Below are 17,866 nucleotides of genomic sequence, written 5' to 3'. Positions count from 1 at the left end.
TGTGCGTCTGCCAGTCCGCAGTCAGTTGCCGCGGAAGCTAGTAGCCCAGCGCGGCGCCATCTCCGCGCGGATCGGCGCCGCCTTCATAAAAGCCCTGTTCGTGATCGACCCGGATCGCGTGCGCATGTCCCATGTTGTCGTTCCAGTGCGTGACCATCTGCACGGGCTGTCCCCGGCGTTTCAGTTCGCGCACGACTTCGTCGGAGATGCGTCCCTCGAGTGACATGTTGCGCGATTTGGTGCCCCAGGTACGGCCCATCAGCCAACGCGGCGCCTCGATGGCCTGCTGTACGTCGTAGCCGAAGTCCACGATCCGCGTGACGAGCGCCGCCTGCGTCTGCGGCTGCCCTTCCCCGCCCATCGAACCGAACGCGAGGCAAGGCTTGCCGTCGCGCGACATCAGCGCCGGGATCAACGTATGGAACGTTCGCTTGCCCGGCTGCAGGCTGTTCGGATGATGCTCGTCCAGCGAGAAAAACGCGCCGCGATTCTGCATGATGATGCCGGTGTCGCCACCCATCACCGCGCTGCCGAAGTCGTGATAAATCGACTGGATCAGCGAGACGACTATCCCGTTCTTGTCCGAGGCGCAGAAGTAACAGGTGTCGCCGTCCGGCGCGCGGCGTTCGTGCGGATGCTGATACGCAATGCCCGCGGGCACCGTTGCGATGTCCAGCGCGCGTTTGGGGTCCAGCAGCTTGCGGCGCTCGTCGCAGTACGCCTTGGAGATGAGCTCGTCCACGGGTATCGCGACGAAGCTCGGGTCGGTCAGCCACTCTTCGCGGTCGGCAAACGCGATCTTCACCGCTTCGGCGAGGTGGTGATAGTAGTCCGCCGTGCCGTCGCCCCACGCGGTGACGTCGTAGCCCTCGATCAGGTTCAGGATTTGCAGCGGCGTGAAGCCTTGGGTGTTCGGCGGCAGCTCGTACACGGTATTGCCCCGGTACGTCGTGCTGATCGGCGTCACCCATTGCGCGTGGTACGCGGCGAAGTCGTCCGCCTGCAGCGGCGAGCCCGCCTGACCGATCGCACCGCAGATCCGTGCGGCGAGGTCGCCTTCGTAAAATCCCGCCCGTGCGCCGTGATCGGCGAGATGCTGCAGCGAGCGTGCGAGCGCACCCTGCACGAGCCGTTCGCCGTCCGCCGGCACGCGGCCGCCCGGCAGGAAAATCGCCGCGGTTTCGGGATATTTCGTGAGGATCGGCACGTCCTGCGCCGTCCAGTCCGCGAGCGAGCGGCTCACCGGCACGCCGTCGCGCGCGTAGCCGATCGCCGGCGCAAACAGCTCCGCCCACGTCAGCCGCCCAAAGCGCTCGTGGGCGAGCCGCCAACCATCGATCGCCCCCGGCACGGTGAGCACGGCCTGTGGTCCGCGCGCCGCGATTTCGTCGGCGCCGGCGCTGCCCCGATAGCGGGCCAGTGTGGCTTGCTGCGCAGCGGGTCCGCTCGCATTGATGGCGTACACCTGCTCGCTCTTGCCGTCGGCGATCAGCCAGAATCCGTCGCCGCCCAGTCCCGCCATGTGCGGATAGGCGACGCACAGCACGGCATTCGCGGCAATCGCGGCATCGACTGCTGTGCCGCCGCGTTGAAGCATGGTAAGGCCGGCCTGGCTCGCGAGATAGTGAGGAGTGGACACCATCCCTTGCGGCGCGCGGGTGGGCGGCCGACCGGTGCGAGGGCCGTTTGGATGACTCATGATGAATGCGCTCCCGTGATGTTGATCCGGCAAAGCGACACGCTTGAACGCGCGAAACCGACGAATCAATCAGGAGGCCCGATCGTCGAACTCGACGCCCGCGTCCCTGACCTTGTCTTTGGAGTGGTCCATGAAGCGCGTGATGACAGGCAACGCGCCGCCGGCAATCACACATAGCAGGCCGAAGCTCAGCAGCAGCGTGTTACCGGTGGTCGCGCCCCTGCTGGTGAGCGGAAAGGCGAGGAACATCAGGATCAGCGCCATCGTTTCTGCCACGAGCTTGTCCATGCCGATGACCTCACGCGAGCATGACGAGAACAATCGTGCCTATCCCGGTGAGGACGGCCACGATGATCGTCCACGGAATGGCGAGTTTCATGACCGCGCCTTCCTGGCCCTTGATACCGGTGATGCTGGTGCCCAGCACGATATTCGCGGGGCCGATCGCATTCCCGTAGGCGCTGCCTGCGGCCTGCGCCGCCACGATCGCCTCCACGGGCAGCGAATGCAAATGCGCCACGTCGCTCTGCAAGCCGCCGAACAGGACGTTCGAAGCGGTGCTGCTCGATGTCATGAACGCGCCAAGCGCGCCAATCACACTGGCGATGCCCGCGTAGACGAGCGGCGGCGACGCGTCGGCAATACCGTGCGCGAGCACCATGGTCTGGCCGCTGTGATCGAGAACCCGGCTCGTCACGAGGAACGCGATGACGGGCAGCGACGCGGGCACGCCATCCACAATGAGCGAGCGCCCGAGGTTTTCCTTGCCATGACGCGACTGCCACGCCCCGTAGTAGCCATTCGCGCGATACACGATCCACACGATGATGGCCGATATCAGCAGCATCGTGCCCGGATGGGTGAACGGCGCGAAGGGCGCATAACGCGGGACCGCCGCGTTCGTCACGCCGAATCCCGTGGTCACTTCGGGAAACGGCAGACCGATACGGAATTGCCGCAAGGTGTTATTCAGCGGATCGATGAGCAAAATACCCAGCGTGACGACCGTGAGCACGACATACGGCAGAAAGGCCATGCCGATGCTCATCACCGGCTCGCTCGCATCCGCCTGGGTACGGACCGCCGTTTCGTCCATTGCGGGCCGCAGCGGCACGTCGGCTTGCGGAACCGGCTCGCTGAAACGGCGCCAGCGCGAGAGCGGGTACAGCGAGATCATCGCAATGGCCGCTGCGAGAAACGTGGAGAGCTCCGGACTCAGGAACGCAAAAATCAGCTGACCGAAGCCGAGTATGGTGCCAAGAATCAGGACGAGCGGCCAGGCATGACGCACCGCGGCCCAGCGTCCGTACAGCCACACGATCAGCAGCCCGCCAAAGTAGGTGGGAATGAGCAGAAGCAGCGACGATTCGAACGCGGCCCGCGTCACGTCCTGCACATCCGCCACCTGCAAGGTCGCCAGCCAGCCGACGCCAAGCGTGCCGAAGAACCGGGCCCATGCATGCGCAATGATCGATATGGCGGCGGCGTAAACGGGTCTCACGCCGATTGCGAGCAGCAGCGGAGCCACAACGGCAATCGGCGCGCCGAACCCGGCGATGCCTTGAAGAAACGATGAAAATACCCAGCCGAGCCCGAGAATGACGAACAATTCATTTCGGCTAAAGCGGGAAATCCCTTGACGAAGGGCGTCGTATCCGCCGGCCTGTTTGGTGATCTGGTAGAGCAGCAATGCCGGCCACATGACATACAGGATGAATATGGCGTCCCATACGCCCTTCGCGCTTGCGACGGTCAATGTCCCAAGGGGAGTGCGGAATGCGAAAAAGGCGATCAAACCCGCCACGAACATTGCACCCGGACCCGCCTCGGGCGCGCGCCAGCGCAGCGGCACGAGAAAGACAAGCAGCGCGACGATGGAAAGTGTTGCCAGAATCCAGTGAATCAGATCGACCGGAATTGATGTCTCAGCCATCTCCTTCCCTCATACCGACAAAGTCTCCGTTGACGTTGGGAGATTCGGCCTGGAAATCGATTTAACTGATGATAGTCGCTTTTGCTTAAGCTGCAAGATAAAAATCCAGTAACTTATTTCGTTGTGCAACATTTTTCTGATTTGAGTGGCTTATCCTTTCCCTGAAAATTATTTCGTTATTTAACGTCGTTCTCAACCGATTACCGACTTTCGAAAAACGATAATGATTGCGCCCGCAATGAAACATCGGCATTTGCGCAGGCGGGACATCCCACACGTTGGGATGCTGTTCGCGCGCCACTACCAGGTTTGCTAATGCGATCGACCGTTGCGTGGCACATCAACCCTGCAAGCGAATTGGGGATCAAGTGTAAACGCCCGGTTTATTTTTCCGCTCCGGCGAAATAGCTGACGCACGCCGCTCCGAAAAGCACGGCTTTCGGACACGCCTATGCTGGTGACTGCCGGCTCGCCCCGGGGGTATGCTGAATCATGACGAGTTGCGGCATCGAGCTTGTCGGTTCCACGGATACGGCGGCGATGGACGATAAAGTCAACGCGTTGGAAGGCAGTGACTACCTGCTGAGGCTTGCAGTCCTTCGAATGCAGGTGGTCGATCTCTGGTCCGGCGAAAAGACACGCGTGCGGTCCGATCTGTCGAAATTCATCAACTTCGTCGAGGCGCAACTGCCTGACGACCTACGCGTTCAAAGCGCCTGCAACATCGCCCGATCGCTGGTCGTGCTGGAGCGGCCATTTTGCGCTCTCCTTCGCATCGAGTTGCTGCTTGCCCAGTTTGGGCACTTCGCTGACTCCCGACTCATGCCCGGAGCCTGGCGGCACTGATGCAGGAATGGCCGTTTAGCCCGCCGGCCACCGTCCGCGCCCTCCGCATGAAAGGCTGCGCTGTTGCGCGACCTCGCGTCTGAGCAGTTCGCGGTGCAGCGTCATGGTTTGCATGACGTCGCGCATGACGCAAAGCAAATCTTCTCCTGCCACGCTGGCGGTGCCGTGATCCCGCTGACGCTGGACGCATGCAGTGAGCACCGCCAGCCTGTGGCGAGCTTCCGCGAGGTGAAGGTCTGCGGTAAGAAGCTCGAGCTCCTCGGCTGATGGGTCGTTCATGATGCCCCTCTCCGGATTCGCCGCAATCGGCCGCAACGAATGGCAAGGCTGGCACCGCGACCACCCCAGTATATGCCTCGCACGAGCAGTTATCGCTGTACAAATGAAGGCGGGGGCGTAGTATGAAAACATCCGTCGACTGCGACCGATCCCGCCGCTCCTCCTGCTGCCACTTCTCAGGGATCGCGCCGCCCTCCTCCATCGCAGACCACGAATGCCGCCGGCCGAAGACCCGGACGGCGTGCGGATTCTTCACTGGGATTCAGGGAGCGAACTATGCGTTCAGATCCAGACCGGTTTCATATCGATCCAACGCCACGCCGGGCGGATGGGGAATACATGGCACACGCGCGCATCAGCACCAGCCGTATCGATGGGAGCGAGTGCGAAGTCCACTCCAGCGGCGATCTCGCGGGATTCGACGCGCGCGAGGATGCGATTGCCTTTGCGGAGAACTGGGCACGGCAATGGCTCGATGCCCGCTTTGGCTAGGCTATTGCTCATCGATGTCGACGATTTGGGTGTACCCGAAACGTTTCGGCTCGCCGACCGTGCGCGCTACGAAGCGAAACGGCAAGGAAAAAACCGATGCGTGGTCACCGCACCGGAGTCGTGGTGACGCGCGTCACCGGACGAGCTTCGCGGTCCACCACTGCCGGACTAGCCAATCAGACGTGCGGCCGTGCGGACCACCTCCTCGACGAAGACGTTGATCGCTGGGTGGTTGCGTTCGCCGCGCCGAAACGCCACGTAGATCTTGCGGTGCACCTCCGGCCTCAGCTTCACCCATGCGACGCCCGCAGGCGGGCGCACCAGCCGTAGCCCCGGGACGATCGACACGGAGCACCCGGACGCCACCATGGCGCCGACCACTTCGAATCCGCGGCATTTCGCGTTGATCTTCGGTTCGTACCCTGCGCGCCGGCATAGATTGGCGATGAAGTCGCCGAACACGCTCGAGGTCGAATCGATCGCCCAAGCTTCATGCCTGAGGTCGGCCACGCTCAGCGACGGCTTGCTGGCCAGCGGATGCGTTGTCGCGAGCGCCACCGACAGCACGTCTTCGGCGAGCGGCACGACACCGACGCTTTCCTGTTTGTCGCCGACGACGAGCGACAGATCGTCGATCAACGCGATGTCCGCTCGCCAGGAACGCAGCGCCGAGAGCCCGTCGACCGGCTCCATCTCTTCCAGGATGATCTCGAGGCGCGGAAAGACTTGCCGCAATGCCTTGACCGTGTCCGGCAGCAGCGCCGACGCGACCGAAGGAAACGCGGCGACCCGCAGTTCGCCCGCGATTTCCCGGCGCAGCACGGCCAGTTCGGAGCGCGCTTCGTCGAGCACGACCATGACCCGTTCCGCGTAACCGACCAGCGCCTGCCCCGCGGCAGTGAGCCGGACACCGCGTCCGACGCGCTCCGTGAGTTCGACGCCCGCCTCCTCTTCGAGCTGGGCAATCTGCTGCGATACGGCCGATGGCGTGAGGAACAGCGCCTCAGCGGCAGCCGCAATCGTGCCACGCCTCGCCAGCTCCAGCAGCGCCCGCAGGCGGCCCACTTCCATGGTGTCTACCCCCGGTCGGACAGCGAGTAATTCAACAGAATTTCTAATCTATTACACAAAAAACGATAAGTATACGTGATTAAATTCACCACCTACGATGGGTTCCACGGCTACATATCGACAAGGAAGTCATCATGCTGGAAGCTCGCCCCTGGGTTCCGCGCGAGGCGGAAAATTACGTTCAATCGCTGGTGAAGCGCTTTGCCGCACAGAGTCTCGAGCAAAACGAGCGGGACCTGCTCGCATTCGTCGAAGAAAATCGTGTCATCCACGAGCGCGACTGTTTCAACCTGAATCCGGCGACCAACGCCATTAACCCGAAGGCGGAAGCGTTGCTGGCCGCTGGCGTCGGCTCGCGTCCGTCGCTGGGTTATCCCGGCGACAAATACGAAATGGGTCTGGAAGGCGTCGAGAAGATCGAAGTGCTCGCCGCCGAACTCGTCGCGCAGGTATTTGGCGCGCGCTTTGCGGAGATTCGCGTCGCCTCTGGCGCGCTGGCCAATCTCTATACCTACGTCGCGGCGGCGAAACCGGGCGATACGGTATTCGTGCCACCTGCCACGGTCGGCGGCCACTTCAGCCACCACGTCAACGGTGCCGCCGGCATGTACGGCGTCAAGCCGTATCTGATGGCATTCGATGCGAAGCGCTACACGGTCGATCTGAATGCCTTGCGCGAGGATGCGCTGCGGATGCGCCCGAAGGTCATCACACTTGGCCAGAGCCTCAACCTGTTTCCCCATCCGGTCGAGGAAGTGCGCGCGATTGCCGACGAAGTCGGCGCGGTGCTGCTCTACGATGCCGCGCACCTGTGCGGCCTGGTCGCGGGCCGCGCGTGGCAGCAGCCGCTCACCCAGGGCGCCCATCTCATGACCATGAGCACCTACAAGAGCCTCGCGGGTGCTGCGGGTGGACTGATCGTGACCAACGACGCGGCGCTTGCCCGCAAGCTCGACGCCATCGCCTATCCTGGCTTGACGGCCAACTTCGACGCGGGCAAGTCGGCGTCGATCGCCATGACCATGCTCGACTGGCAGGCGTTTGGCCGCGAGTACGCCGCCGGGATGGTGAAAACCGCCAAGGCCCTCGCGACCGCGCTCGTGGAAGAAGGTCTCCCCGTGTTCGCACGCGACCGCGGCGTGACCACGTCGCATCAGTTCGCGATCGAGGCGCACGCGTTCGGCGGCGGCCAGACGATGGCGAAGTTACTCAGGCGAGCCAACATTCTCTCGTGTGGTATCGGTTTGCCGCTCCCCGAAATCGACGGCGATGTCAACGGCCTGCGGATGGGCACGCCCGAACTCGTTCGTTGGGGCATGGCCGCCGACGACATGCCACGGCTCGCCCGCTTCATCGCCGACGTTCTGCTGCGCCGCAATTCGCCCGAAGAGGTGGCGCCTGCCGTGAGTGAATATCGCCGACAGTTTTCCCGACTGCACTATCTGCGCTGAAGGGAACCTGCGAGTGCCCGAATATGCGGCGGCAGAGGTAGATCCGCTCGCAATCGGCTCAGGCATCCGAACTCGCCAATATGCTTCGGATGCCGAAGCATAGGTATGTTTCGAGACACTAATCGAAGGTTGGAGGAACGGCAATGAAACGCTTGAAATCTGTCATCGCGGTCGGCAGTGCTGTCGTGTCGCTCGGAATGGGAGTCGCCTATGCACAGGAGGTCACGGTCAAGCTGGGCTTCGCTGGACCGTTGACTGGCGAGAATGCGAACCTTGGCAAGGACGTTGAACGGGGCGCGCGGATGGCAGTCGACGATCTGAACGCCAACCCGCCTGTTATCGGCGGCAAGAAAGTCAGGATCGAGCTGGATGTCGAAGACGACGCCGGCGATCCGCGCCAGGCGACGCAGGTGGCACAGCGTCTCGTCGATGCCGGCGTAAAGGGCGTGGTCGGCCACTTCAATTCCGGCGCGACGATTCCCGCATCGAAGATCTACTACGACGCGCACATCCCCGAGATCTCGCAGTCGTCGACCAATCCGAAATATACCCTGCAGGGTTTCGACACCGCCTTCCGCCTCGTCGCGAACGACGGCCAGCTGGGTTCCGTGCTTGGTCGGTACGCGGTTCAGAAGTGGAACGCCAGGAGCGTTGCCGTGATCGACGACCGCACCGCGTACGGCGAAGGGATCGCGGAAGAGTTCGTCAAGTCGGCAACGGCGGCTGGCGCCAAAGTCGTTTCCCGCCAGTACACGAACGACAAGGCGACCGACTTTCACGGCATCCTGACGGAGGTGAAGGGAACGAATCCCGACGTCGTCTTCTACGGCGGCATGGACGCGCAAGGCGGCCCGATGATCAAGCAGATGCAGCAACTCGGCATGACCGCGAAATTCATGGGCGGCGACGGCATCTGTACCGGCGAACTGCCGAGCCTCGCGGGCGCGTCGCTGTCCGGCCGGCAGGTGATCTGCGCCGAAGCGGGCGGCATCACGCCGGAATACGTCGCCGGCATGGACAACTTCAGGAAGCGCTTCAAGGAAAAGTATGGACAGGACGTCGTGATCTACGCGCCCTACGCGTACGACGCCATCATGATTCTGGTGGACGCGATGAAGCGGGCCGGTTCGTCCGATCCGGCGAAATATCTGGCGTATCTGAAGAAGACGGACTACAAGGGCGTGATCGGCGAGACGCGTTTCGATTCGAAGGGCGATCTGCAGAATGCAACGCTGACCCTGTACACGTTCAACGACGGCAAACGCGAGAGCCTCGGTGTCCAGCACTGAGCCACGACCGCATCGCGGCCCGGCGCGATGCTTTTAGCGGGACGCGCGCGAGAAATGCAACTGATACTCGCGCGGCGAGAGACCCGTTTTACGCTTGAACAGCACGCGAAACGAACCCGGATCGGCGTAACCGACGCGGTCGCTGAGGTTTTCGAGCGCGATGGGCCGGGATTCGAGCAACTGTTTCGCCACTTCGATGCGAAGATTCTGCAGATATTCGAGGGGCGCGAGGCCCGTGGCCTGCTTGAAGCGGCGGTTCAGCGTCCGTTCGCTCACGGCGAGCCACGTGGCAAGCTCGCTTAACCGGAACCCCTCGGCGATCGTTGCTTCCATGCGCCGCTGCGCCCGGGCGATGAGGGGATCCGTGTGACCGTGCTCGTCGACCAGCGTCGCATAGGATGCCTGATCAATCCGATTGACGTCGATCAGCAAGGATCTCGCCGTCACGGCGGCAAGCTGTTCGTCGGCGAGTACTTCCACGAGCCGTATCGCGAGGTTGAGATATGACGTGACCGCGCCGCTGGAAATGATGCGGTCCTGCCCGGTCAGGACCTCGCGGGCCCGCAACTCGACGGCCGGATAGCGGCGCGCGAAATCGGCCGCCTTCGCCCAGTGCGTGGTGGCGACCCGCCCGTCCAGCAGGCCCGCCTCGGCAAGCAGATAGTTGCCTGTGCAGTAGGCCGCCAGCACGGCGCCTGCCTTGTGCTGGCAGCGCAGCGCCCTCGAGAGCTTGTCGATCCGCTCGCGGTGTCCAATGAACTCGTCCATGTCGGCGAAAAACGGCGCCGTGAGCAGGATGGCGTGCGCGCCTTTGCGTCCGTCGATCTTGCCGTCCACCGCGATGGTCTGGCCCGACGCCGCCCTCACCGGCTGCCCGTCGAGGGATTCGACGCGCCACGCGAAACGCCGCACACCATGGCCCCCGCGTGCCGCCAGTTGATCGGCGGCGTTGAAAACGTCGATGGGGCCGGCCACGCCGGAGGCCAGAATACCGTCGTAAACCCAGATGCGGATCGTGATCATTGGCGTGTCCGATATGCCTTCAATAATGGCGATCTTGCCACTTCCTCGCTGGCCGGTAAAGCCGCATGATCGCCCCATCCCAACACCTGATCGACGGAGTAGCGCCATGCCCATGATCGACGCACTGTGGCCCGAAGACGCCCTGACACCCGAAGCCGAAGCCGGGCTCGTCAAGGAACTCACCAACATTCTGATCCACGCGGAAGGCTACGATCCCGGCAACCGGATCGCGCAGGGCGTGACCGTGCTCTATCTGCATCGGCCGGCCGCCGTCTATGTCGCCGGGGAACGCTCGCCGCTGCCGCGCTACCGCATCGTTCCTTCGGCACCGGAAGGTCAGTACACCGATGCTTCCCGCAAAGCGCTCGTCAGGGCCGTGACCGAAGCCGTGGCCCGCGCCGAGAACCGTCCCCTCGAAGACGTGGCGCCGCGCGTATGGGTTTTCCCGACCGAGATTCCGGACGGCACGTGGGGCAGCCGCGGCAGCATCTGGACGTTGCCCGACATTCACTCCCTGCTCGAAGGCGAGGCCGAACGCGACGTGGGCGCGGCGCGACTCGCGCGCCGACGCCGCGAAACAGCGCGTACCACGCTCGCGGCAGCGCTCGACGCGGCATCCACGGGGCACGCTGACGAGTAACGGCAAGCATCGTTAATGCGCGTAGACCGGACCGAGCCCGGGTGTGTCCTGCCGGGACGAAACCGTCGCCGCACCGGCGCCTGCCGCCGACGAGCCGTCCGCCACGCCGCCAAATCCCGAAGCCACCGCGCCGTTCGGGCCGGCGCGCCTGTCTCAATCGTCTGAATGTTGCGGATGCCGGGCTAGTGCGTGTGGCGCGCCGTTCCTGGCGACCCCGCGCCGATTTTGTATCGCCATGTATCTGGCCGCAAAGTGGAAACATGCACATACACTGAGGCGGCCGACGGACACGTGCGGGATACATCGGCACGCTTCAATACGTCAACCGGGCGAACCGCCCCGCACGAACCCTGGAGTCGCGAAGCATGTCCTGTATCGAAACCGTTCCGTGCAGCACCGAACTATCGGCCGACGTGAGCGCGCAGATTGCCCGCCACTGCCTGCTGACGCGCACCCGGCAGATCGCACGCGTGCTGACCGGCCTTTACGACGAGGCGCTGCGCCCGCTCGGCATCAGCTCATCGCAGCTTTCGCTGCTCGTGCTCGTCGCGGAGTACGGCCCCTTGAGCCGCGCTGCGCTCGGGCGCAAGAATCATCACGACCGCACGACGCTCACGCGCAACCTGCAGCCGCTCATCGCGCATGGCTGGGTCGCCGATGGCGAACCTGGCGGCGACGGCCGCAGCCGTGCGCTCTCGGTTACGCAAGCGGGCCGCGCCCTGCTTCAGACCGCCGGGCCCGCGTGGTCCACCGCCCAGCAGCGTGCCGCCGGCGTGCTCGGCCTGGAAGGCGCGAGCGCGCTCATGAACATCGCGGCGGATCTGTCGTCAGTCACCATCTGAATTTTTTTCGTCGTCAATGTTGCATATGCAACACCATCAGGAGCCTGTAATGAAAGTCGTCAAAGCCGCCGCCGTCCAGATCAGCCCCGTGCTCTACAGCCGCGAGGCAACGGTTGCCAAGGTCGTGCAGAAGATTCTCGAACTCGGCCGCAAGGGCGTGCAGTTCGCCACGTTCCCCGAGACCGTGGTGCCGTATTACCCGTACTTTTCCGCGGTGCAAACGCCCATGCAGTTGCTCGCGGGCACCGAGCATCTGCGCCTGCTCGAACAGTCCGTGACGGTGCCCTCGCCCGCCACCGATGCGATCGGCGAAGCGGCACGGCAGGCGGGCATGGTCGTCTCCATCGGCGTGAACGAACGCGATGGCGGCACCATCTACAACACGCAACTGCTCTTCGACGCCGACGGCACGCTGATCCAGCGCCGCCGCAAGATCACGCCCACCCATTTCGAACGCATGATCTGGGGCCAGGGCGACGGCTCGGGCCTGCGCGCCGTGGACAGCAAGGTGGGCCGCATTGGCCAGCTCGCCTGCTTCGAGCACAACAACCCGCTCGCGCGCTACGCGATGATCGCCGACGGCGAGCAGATCCATTCGGCCATGTATCCGGGCTCGGCCTTCGGCGAAGGCTTCGCGCAACGCATGGAAATCAATATCCGCCAGCACGCGCTGGAATCCGGCGCCTTCGTCGTGAACGCGACGGCGTGGCTCGACGCCGACCAGCAGGCGCAGATCATGAAGGACACGGGCTGCGCGATCGGGCCGATCTCGGGCGGCTGCTTCACCACGATCGTCGCGCCGGACGGTTCGCTGATCGGCGAACCGCTGCGCGAGGGCGAAGGCGAAGTCATCGCCGACCTCGACTTCTCGCTGATCGACCGTCGCAAGATGCTGATGGACGCGGCCGGCCACTACAACCGTCCGGAACTGCTCAGCCTGCGGATCGACCGCACGCCCACGGCGAACGTTCACGAACGTGTGCAGCACGCCGCTGCGGCGACCGGAAACGACAGCGAGGAACCACGTACGATCGTTGCCTGAGGGAGCTGCATCCGCTCTGGCTACTGTGTCTCCTTAAATGTGTATATACACTCTTTAGTGTTACGAAAGAGGTAAGCGAAATGACCACTCAAACCCAGCATGACCGTCCGATTCTCGTCACGGGCGCCGCAGGTGCAATCGGCGCCGTCGGCCGCAGCATCACCGAAAACCTGCTCGCGAAGGGCCATCGCGTGCGCGCGCTGGTGCGCCGCGAGGACGCGCGCGCCGACGACCTGCGCCGCCTCGGCGCACAGGTCGTGCTCGGCGATCTGACCGATCTCGATTCGATGCACCGCGCCATGGAAGGCGTCTCGCGCCTCTACTTCGGCATGTCGGTGTCGCCCGCGTATCTCGAAGCGACGATCAATACCGCGGCCGTTGCGCGCCATCACGGTGTCGAAGCGTTCGTGAACATGTCGCAGATGACCGTCTCGCAGATGAGCATCACCGAAACCACCGACAGCGTGCAGCAGAAGCAGCACTGGCTCGCCGAGCAGGCGCTCGCCTGGTCGGGTCTGCCCGTCGTCACCGTGCGGCCCACGGTGTTTCTGGAGAGCTTCTTCCTGCTTCTTGCGGCAGAGGGCGTGCGCAAGCACGACGAACTCGTGCTGCCGCTCGGCAAGGGCCGGACCTCGCCGATCTCGTCGCTCGACGTGGCGCGTGCCGTTGCGGAGATCCTCGACAATCCGGCGCCGCATATCGGTCAGGTCTACCACCTCACGGGCCTCGAATCGTGCGATATGGAGCACTATGCGCGCCTCTTCTCCGAGGTGTTGGGCCGCACGATCCGCTACCGCGACGTGCCCGTCGAGGCATGGGCTGCGAAGTTGGGCGAACTCGGGATTACCGCACACGTCGCCAAGCATCTCGCGGTCATGGCCGAACTGCATGCGCAAGGCCGCTACGACCGCATGACCGACGACCTGCGCAAGCTCACGGGTCAGGCGCCGATCGGCATGCGCGAGTTCGTGACGCGCCATGCTGCGGCATTTGCGAGCGGCGCGGCGTCGGCCTGATGCGACGCACGTTTGTGTGCCGGAACATCCGGCGCAAATTCCGTTGGCGAGCGATGCAAAACTGCAGCACATGCGCGCGCCAGCACAACTACGCCTGGTATTGCGAAGCATCCCCATGCGCTCTGCCTCCAATACCAGAAAAACGGAGTACCTATGTCTGACGATTTTCTCATCCCGTCGCCATCGCGCCGCCGCTTCATGGGCGCGACCGCGGCCGCCGTGGCGGCAGCCTCGCTGAGCCAGCTGGCGTTCTCGCAAACCCCGCAAGGCATCACCGAAGTCAAGTCCGCACCGAACGGCGACAAGACCGCGATTCGCCCGCTGCGCGTGCATGTGCCCGAAGCGCAGCTCGTCGATCTGCGACGCCGCATCAAGGCCACGCGCTGGCCCGACAAGGAGACCGTGAACGACGATTCGCAAGGCGTGCCGCTCGCCATGATGCAGGAGGTCGCCCGCCACTGGTCGACCGACTATGACTGGCGCCGCTGCGAGGCGAAGCTGAACTCGCTGCCGAATTACGTGACCGAAATCGACGGACTCGATATTCACTTCATTCATGTGCGCTCGAAGCACGAGAATGCGATGCCGCTCATCGTTACGCACGGCTGGCCGGGCTCGGTCATCGAACAGTTCAAGATCATCGACCCGCTGACCAATCCCACGGCTTACGGCGCGAGCGCCTCCGACGCCTTTCATCTGGTGATTCCGTCGCTGCCGGGCTATGGCTTCTCGGCCAGGCCGACCGAGGTCGGCTGGGGCCCCGAGCGGACCGCGCGTGCGTGGGTCGTGCTGATGAAGCGCCTCGGCTACGATAAGTTCGCGGCGCAAGGCGGCGATCTGGGCGGCATCGTCGCGAACGTGTTGGCGAAGCAGGCGCCGCCGGAACTGCTCGGCATTCACGTGAATTTCCCGGCGACGATTCCGCCCGAAATCGCCAAGGCGCTGCAAGCCGGCTCGCCCACGCCAGCCAGTCTCAGCGACGACGAAAAGCACGCCTACGGGCAGCTTGCGAGCGCAGCCAAATCGCGGCGCGCCTACGCGCTCGAACAGGGCACGCGCCCGCAAACGCTCTATGGGCTCTCGGACTCGCCGATCGCCCTGGCCAGCTGGCTGCTCGATCACGGCGACGGCTATATCCAGCCGGCTGCGGCGCTCACCTCGGCCGTATACGGGCGCGACGTCAATGGCGAATCGGCTGGGGCGATGACGCGCGACGACGTCCTCGACGACATCACGCTCTACTGGCTCACGAACACGGGCATCTCGGCCGCTCGCTTCTACTGGGAGTCGCACTTCAATTTCCTGGCCGCCGCCGATGTATCGGTGCCGGCCGCGGTGAGCGTCTTCCCACGCGAGAACTATCAGGCGCCGCGCAGCTGGACCGAACGCGCCTATCACGACCTCATCTACTACAACCGGCCCGACAAGGGCGGCCACTTTGCGGCGTGGGAACAGCCGCAACTGTTCGCGCAAGAGGTGCGAGCGGGCTTGCGGCCGCTGCGTCAGTCATAGCGCGAGCCGTCTGTACGGCGCCGGGACGCGACTTCCGGCGCCGACCTGAAACCGAAGGAACATCCGACATGAAATTCAACGACACTGCGCCTGTCTTGGCGCCCGAAAACACGCCGCCGCTCTGGCTGGCGAAACTGGCAGAAAATGCCACGCTGGAAGCGACCGTCCTGAAGCGTCCGATCGAGGGCCGCGCCGATATCCTTGCCGTGATCAGGCATGCCGTTTCTCTCTATGAGTTCCAGCATCACAGCTACAAGGGGAAAATCGGCGACAGCCTCTATCTGGAGTCCTACCGGTCGCAGATCCAGGGACAACCCATCGAGACCGTAGTCGCCGCGCATTTAAACGAGAACGGTGAAACGGACTCGGTCGTCATCAACCATCGACCGCTCGAGGCTGCGCTGCTATTTTCGGCACTGATGTGGGAGCGGGTAGACGAACGATTCCGCGACTACTATCTGAGCGGACCGGAAGCGGCGGCCATGAAGACGGCGTAGTTCGGCAAGCGGCGTTGAGCCGCCCGCGGCCGTCAATGCATGAAAGCAAATGCCTGCTCGGCAAACAGAATGACCGCTACCACGATCATCGTCGCCCCGGACAACTGACTCACCCTGCGGGCAGCCGTTGGCCGCGTGGTCAGAATGGCTTTCGAACCCACGCCGACGACGGAGTAAACCGACGCACAATTGATCATGTGCAATAGCCCCAGCGCCACGATCTGCGTGGAAACCGGCCACAAGGCATCGCGCCGCGTGAACTGCGGCAGGAGCGCGACGAACAACAGAATGGCCTTCGGGTTGAGACCGCTGATCGCGAATCCGCGCAACGACCATCGCCACCGGCTGCTCTCCTCCTGCGCCTGTCCAACCGCGAGCTCCGATGGCCGCATGAATGTCCTGATGCCCAACCAGACCAGGTAGGCCCCGCCAACGGCAGTCAGTACAGGAAGCACGCCGGGGACGCTCATCACCAGCGTTCCGACACCGGCTGCCACGATCAGCGTGATCGCGAGATAGCCGGCCAGCATGCCGCCAACGGCGGGTGCGACCGCGCCGCCGCGCAGTCCCGCCGAAATCACGTACGCCCAATCCGCGCCGGGGACCATCACCAGCGAGATCGATACGATCCAGAACGCCGTCAACAAACTTGCTTCCACTTCTACACTCGCTTCCTGTCAAGCGGGCGCCCCCGGCCCGAAGGCGCAAATGGTAGGGCCTGGGACGCGAAAAGTGCTCCCTATGTCTTGCGTGTTCCGGGCGCTGAACGCTAATATTTAGCGCATGGACGCGATCGATCGAAAAATTCTTGCTGAGATCCAGCAGGATGGACGAATTTCACTCACCGAACTGAGCGAGCGGGTTGGCTTGAGCGTCTCCCCATGCCAGCGACGGCTGCGCGCGCTGGAGAGCGAGCAGGTGATCAGCGGTTACCGCGCCACGATCGATGCGTCGGCGGTCGGCCTGAATTTTTCCGCGATCGTCTTCGCGACTTTGCGCGAAGGCAGCAGTGAGAACGTGCAATCGTTCGAGGACGCACTCATCGACATTCCCGAGATCACACGCGCGGAGCGTCTGTTCGGCGAACCCGACTACATGCTGCATGTCGTCACGCGGGATCTGAAGGCGTTCCAAACCCTCTATGATCGCCGGCTGCTACCGCTGCCGTCGGTACTGCGGCTGACCTCGACGCTCGTGATGAAGAGCATCTTTCAGGACCGGCCGCTTCCGTTGTGATCACATCGATCGTTCCCGCTTGAACGATGGCGGGGGCAACCTTCTTCGTCGCACTGCTTGCACTCCTGACTGGATTTGCGCGAACGTCAACGCGCTGCTGCGTGACTACGTGCAACTGCGCATTTGAGTACGACAAGACAAGTGATACGCACGAACCGGAAATCATCAACAGAAAGACTGCTACGGTGCGCGCCCGATGGCTGGAAGCACGTGCGTGGTAACCTCCCCGACGGCCGGTCCGCCGCAACCCGTTTGCCCGGCGAGGCACCCCGCACGACCGGCAACGCATCAGGAACCGCACATGAATTCAGGCAAATCAACCAGACGCGCGCTGCCAGGCAAGCGCGAACTCGAAGCGATGTCGGCGTTCCGGTATGACCTGCGCAAGTTTCTGCGGGCTTCCGAAGAGATCGCCAACGCCGCGGGCATCACGACGCTCCAGTACCAGTTGCTGCTGCACGTATGCGGCTTTCCCGACCGCAACTGGGCGACCGTCGGCGAACTCGCGGAGCGCTTGCAGGCGGCGCCGAACGGCACGGCGGCGCTCGTCTCGCGCTGCGAATCGGCCGGGCTCGTGACGCGCAAACCCGACCCCGCCGACCGCCGCCAGGTGCAGGTCCATCTCACGGCCAAGGGCGAGATGTTCCTGCTCGAACTCGCGGCCGAGCACAAGGCGATTTATGGCGCGTTTGGCTGGGTGTTCGACGAGGCCGGCAGTTAGCCCTTCCCGGAGCGGGCCTGTTGGACTGTGGCGGGGGAAAAGGCAATTTATGTCACAATGTGCCTTAAATGCCATTTTCTCCGGCCACTCATGCGATTTGCGAACATTTTTGATCGGCGCACGATTGTGCGAAGCCATCGGCGCTGGCGCTATTTCGGCGTGTTCTGGCTCGGCGCCATCGCGACGGGGCTCGTCGCGGTCGTGTATGCGCGGCTCGTCGACTTCGGTTACTCGCTCTTTGTGCAGATGACAGGCCACAACCGGTGGCTGCCACTCG

General features: G+C 63.6%; 19 protein-coding genes. 13 read left to right on the top strand and 6 right to left on the bottom strand.

From position 1 onward, the window contains the following. Positions 1–37 precede the first annotated feature (37 nt). The 3 genes from ggt to AB4Y44_RS26670 form a co-directional block, all read right to left on the bottom strand. Positions 38–1,699: a gamma-glutamyltransferase gene (gene ggt, locus AB4Y44_RS26680; RefSeq protein WP_368701298.1), complete on the bottom strand. Its 1,662-nt coding sequence runs from the start codon at positions 1,697–1,699 to the stop codon at positions 38–40. Positions 1,700–1,768: 69 nt separating this feature from the next. Next, positions 1,769–1,987, bottom strand: a complete 219-nt coding sequence (locus AB4Y44_RS26675; protein ID WP_368701297.1) for an EmrB/QacA subfamily drug resistance transporter — start codon at positions 1,985–1,987, stop codon at positions 1,769–1,771. 10 nt (positions 1,988–1,997) lie between these two features. Next, complete coding sequence (locus AB4Y44_RS26670) at positions 1,998–3,632, bottom strand: L-lactate permease (RefSeq protein ID WP_342921658.1); 1,635 nt, start codon at positions 3,630–3,632, stop codon at positions 1,998–2,000. 540 nt (positions 3,633–4,172) lie between these two features. Between AB4Y44_RS26670 and AB4Y44_RS26665 the strand changes: the two genes are divergently transcribed. The 3 genes from AB4Y44_RS26665 (at position 4,173) to AB4Y44_RS26655 (ending at position 5,249) form a co-directional block, all read left to right on the top strand. Further along, the gene (locus AB4Y44_RS26665) at positions 4,173–4,478 is read left to right on the top strand and encodes a hypothetical protein (protein ID WP_368701296.1); all 306 of its coding nucleotides are present in this window, start codon (positions 4,173–4,175) and stop codon (positions 4,476–4,478) included. 63 nt (positions 4,479–4,541) lie between these two features. Then, the gene (locus AB4Y44_RS26660) at positions 4,542–4,745 is read left to right on the top strand and encodes a hypothetical protein (protein WP_368701295.1); all 204 of its coding nucleotides are present in this window, start codon (positions 4,542–4,544) and stop codon (positions 4,743–4,745) included. Between the two features lie 288 nt (positions 4,746–5,033). Further along, on the top strand, positions 5,034–5,249 hold the full coding sequence (locus AB4Y44_RS26655; protein ID WP_342921661.1) for a hypothetical protein: 216 nt from the start codon (positions 5,034–5,036) through the stop codon (positions 5,247–5,249). 168 nt (positions 5,250–5,417) lie between these two features. Here AB4Y44_RS26655 and AB4Y44_RS26650 read toward each other — a convergent pair whose 3' ends face one another. After that, complete coding sequence (locus AB4Y44_RS26650) at positions 5,418–6,320, bottom strand: LysR family transcriptional regulator (protein WP_368701294.1); 903 nt, start codon at positions 6,318–6,320, stop codon at positions 5,418–5,420. 134 nt (positions 6,321–6,454) lie between these two features. Between AB4Y44_RS26650 and glyA the strand changes: the two genes are divergently transcribed. Both glyA and AB4Y44_RS26640 read left to right on the top strand, forming a co-directional pair. After that, positions 6,455–7,771, top strand: a complete 1,317-nt coding sequence (gene glyA / locus AB4Y44_RS26645; RefSeq protein WP_368701293.1) for a serine hydroxymethyltransferase — start codon at positions 6,455–6,457, stop codon at positions 7,769–7,771. Positions 7,772–7,914: 143 nt separating this feature from the next. Beyond that, positions 7,915–9,060, top strand: coding sequence for a branched-chain amino acid ABC transporter substrate-binding protein (locus AB4Y44_RS26640; RefSeq protein WP_368701292.1), 1,146 nt, complete (start codon positions 7,915–7,917; stop codon positions 9,058–9,060). A gap of 33 nt (positions 9,061–9,093) precedes the next feature. Here the strand turns inward: AB4Y44_RS26640 and AB4Y44_RS26635 are convergent, their stop codons facing one another. Continuing rightward, entirely contained in the window at positions 9,094–10,197 is a 1,104-nt protein-coding gene (locus AB4Y44_RS26635; protein ID WP_368701291.1) for a GlxA family transcriptional regulator, read from the bottom strand. Here AB4Y44_RS26635 and AB4Y44_RS26630 point away from each other — a divergent pair. The 6 genes from AB4Y44_RS26630 to AB4Y44_RS26605 all read left to right on the top strand — a co-directional run bounded on the left by AB4Y44_RS26630 (position 10,190) and on the right by AB4Y44_RS26605 (position 15,632). Then, positions 10,190–10,723: a 4-oxalocrotonate tautomerase family protein gene (locus tag AB4Y44_RS26630; RefSeq protein WP_368701290.1), complete on the top strand. Its 534-nt coding sequence runs from the start codon at positions 10,190–10,192 to the stop codon at positions 10,721–10,723. The genes AB4Y44_RS26635 and AB4Y44_RS26630 overlap by 8 nt on opposite strands. Positions 10,724–11,088: 365 nt before the next feature. Then, positions 11,089–11,565 (top strand): MarR family winged helix-turn-helix transcriptional regulator, encoded by a 477-nt coding sequence (locus AB4Y44_RS26625; protein WP_368701289.1) that lies wholly within the window; start codon positions 11,089–11,091, stop codon positions 11,563–11,565. Between the two features lie 49 nt (positions 11,566–11,614). After that, positions 11,615–12,607 carry a carbon-nitrogen hydrolase family protein gene (locus AB4Y44_RS26620; protein ID WP_368701288.1) on the top strand — a complete coding sequence of 331 codons (993 nt, stop codon included), beginning with the start codon at positions 11,615–11,617 and terminating at the stop codon, positions 12,605–12,607. Positions 12,608–12,687: 80 nt separating this feature from the next. Continuing rightward, positions 12,688–13,623, top strand: coding sequence for an NAD(P)H-binding protein (locus tag AB4Y44_RS26615; RefSeq protein ID WP_342921669.1), 936 nt, complete (start codon positions 12,688–12,690; stop codon positions 13,621–13,623). A 153-nt stretch (positions 13,624–13,776) separates the two neighbouring features. Beyond that, positions 13,777–15,135, top strand: coding sequence for an epoxide hydrolase family protein (locus AB4Y44_RS26610; protein ID WP_368701287.1), 1,359 nt, complete (start codon positions 13,777–13,779; stop codon positions 15,133–15,135). Between the two features lie 68 nt (positions 15,136–15,203). After that, a complete protein-coding gene (locus tag AB4Y44_RS26605) occupies positions 15,204–15,632 on the top strand; it encodes a hypothetical protein (protein WP_368701286.1) in 429 nt (142 codons plus the stop codon). Between the two features lie 32 nt (positions 15,633–15,664). On the opposite strand, the gene AB4Y44_RS26600 is transcribed toward AB4Y44_RS26605, so the two are convergent. Continuing rightward, positions 15,665–16,291, bottom strand: a complete 627-nt coding sequence (locus AB4Y44_RS26600) for a LysE family translocator (protein WP_342921672.1) — start codon at positions 16,289–16,291, stop codon at positions 15,665–15,667. 124 nt (positions 16,292–16,415) lie between these two features. Here AB4Y44_RS26600 and AB4Y44_RS26595 point away from each other — a divergent pair, with 124 nt between their 5' ends. Both AB4Y44_RS26595 and AB4Y44_RS26590 read left to right on the top strand, forming a co-directional pair. Continuing rightward, on the top strand, positions 16,416–16,868 hold the full coding sequence (locus AB4Y44_RS26595) for an Lrp/AsnC family transcriptional regulator (RefSeq protein ID WP_069262125.1): 453 nt from the start codon (positions 16,416–16,418) through the stop codon (positions 16,866–16,868). A gap of 301 nt (positions 16,869–17,169) precedes the next feature. Further along, a complete protein-coding gene (locus AB4Y44_RS26590) occupies positions 17,170–17,589 on the top strand; it encodes a MarR family winged helix-turn-helix transcriptional regulator (protein ID WP_342921674.1) in 420 nt (139 codons plus the stop codon). The last annotated feature ends 277 nt before the right edge of the window (positions 17,590–17,866 follow it).

The organism is Paraburkholderia sp. BR10937, assembly GCF_040965695.1.
GTDB lineage: Bacteria > Pseudomonadota > Gammaproteobacteria > Burkholderiales > Burkholderiaceae > Paraburkholderia.
The sequence above is the reverse complement of the archived record's forward strand: the minus strand, read 5'-3'. Positions and strand labels throughout refer to the sequence as shown.

Bases quoted from the DNA above. Each gene is read 5' to 3' on its own strand.
- AB4Y44_RS26675 (WP_368701297.1), bottom strand. From the start codon at position 1,987: ATGGACAAGCTCGTGGCAGAAACGATGGCGCTGATCCTGATGTTCCTC.
- AB4Y44_RS26650 (WP_368701294.1), bottom strand. From the start codon at position 6,320: ATGGAAGTGGGCCGCCTGCGGGCGCTGCTGGAGCTGGCGAGGCGTGGC.
- AB4Y44_RS26595 (WP_069262125.1), top strand. From the start codon at position 16,416: ATGGACGCGATCGATCGAAAAATTCTTGCTGAGATCCAGCAGGATGGA.
- AB4Y44_RS26655 (WP_342921661.1), top strand. From the start codon at position 5,034: ATGCGTTCAGATCCAGACCGGTTTCATATCGATCCAACGCCACGCCGG.
- AB4Y44_RS26605 (WP_368701286.1), top strand. From the start codon at position 15,204: ATGAAATTCAACGACACTGCGCCTGTCTTGGCGCCCGAAAACACGCCG.
- AB4Y44_RS26635 (WP_368701291.1), bottom strand. From the start codon at position 10,197: ATGGGCATGGCGCTACTCCGTCGATCAGGTGTTGGGATGGGGCGATCA.
- glyA (WP_368701293.1), top strand. From the start codon at position 6,455: ATGCTGGAAGCTCGCCCCTGGGTTCCGCGCGAGGCGGAAAATTACGTT.
- AB4Y44_RS26615 (WP_342921669.1), top strand. From the start codon at position 12,688: ATGACCACTCAAACCCAGCATGACCGTCCGATTCTCGTCACGGGCGCC.
- AB4Y44_RS26630 (WP_368701290.1), top strand. From the start codon at position 10,190: ATGCCCATGATCGACGCACTGTGGCCCGAAGACGCCCTGACACCCGAA.
- AB4Y44_RS26620 (WP_368701288.1), top strand. From the start codon at position 11,615: ATGAAAGTCGTCAAAGCCGCCGCCGTCCAGATCAGCCCCGTGCTCTAC.
- AB4Y44_RS26625 (WP_368701289.1), top strand. From the start codon at position 11,089: ATGTCCTGTATCGAAACCGTTCCGTGCAGCACCGAACTATCGGCCGAC.
- AB4Y44_RS26640 (WP_368701292.1), top strand. From the start codon at position 7,915: ATGAAACGCTTGAAATCTGTCATCGCGGTCGGCAGTGCTGTCGTGTCG.
- AB4Y44_RS26665 (WP_368701296.1), top strand. From the start codon at position 4,173: ATGGACGATAAAGTCAACGCGTTGGAAGGCAGTGACTACCTGCTGAGG.
- ggt (WP_368701298.1), bottom strand. From the start codon at position 1,699: ATGAGTCATCCAAACGGCCCTCGCACCGGTCGGCCGCCCACCCGCGCG.
- AB4Y44_RS26610 (WP_368701287.1), top strand. From the start codon at position 13,777: ATGTCTGACGATTTTCTCATCCCGTCGCCATCGCGCCGCCGCTTCATG.
- AB4Y44_RS26590 (WP_342921674.1), top strand. From the start codon at position 17,170: ATGAATTCAGGCAAATCAACCAGACGCGCGCTGCCAGGCAAGCGCGAA.
- AB4Y44_RS26670 (WP_342921658.1), bottom strand. From the start codon at position 3,632: ATGGCTGAGACATCAATTCCGGTCGATCTGATTCACTGGATTCTGGCA.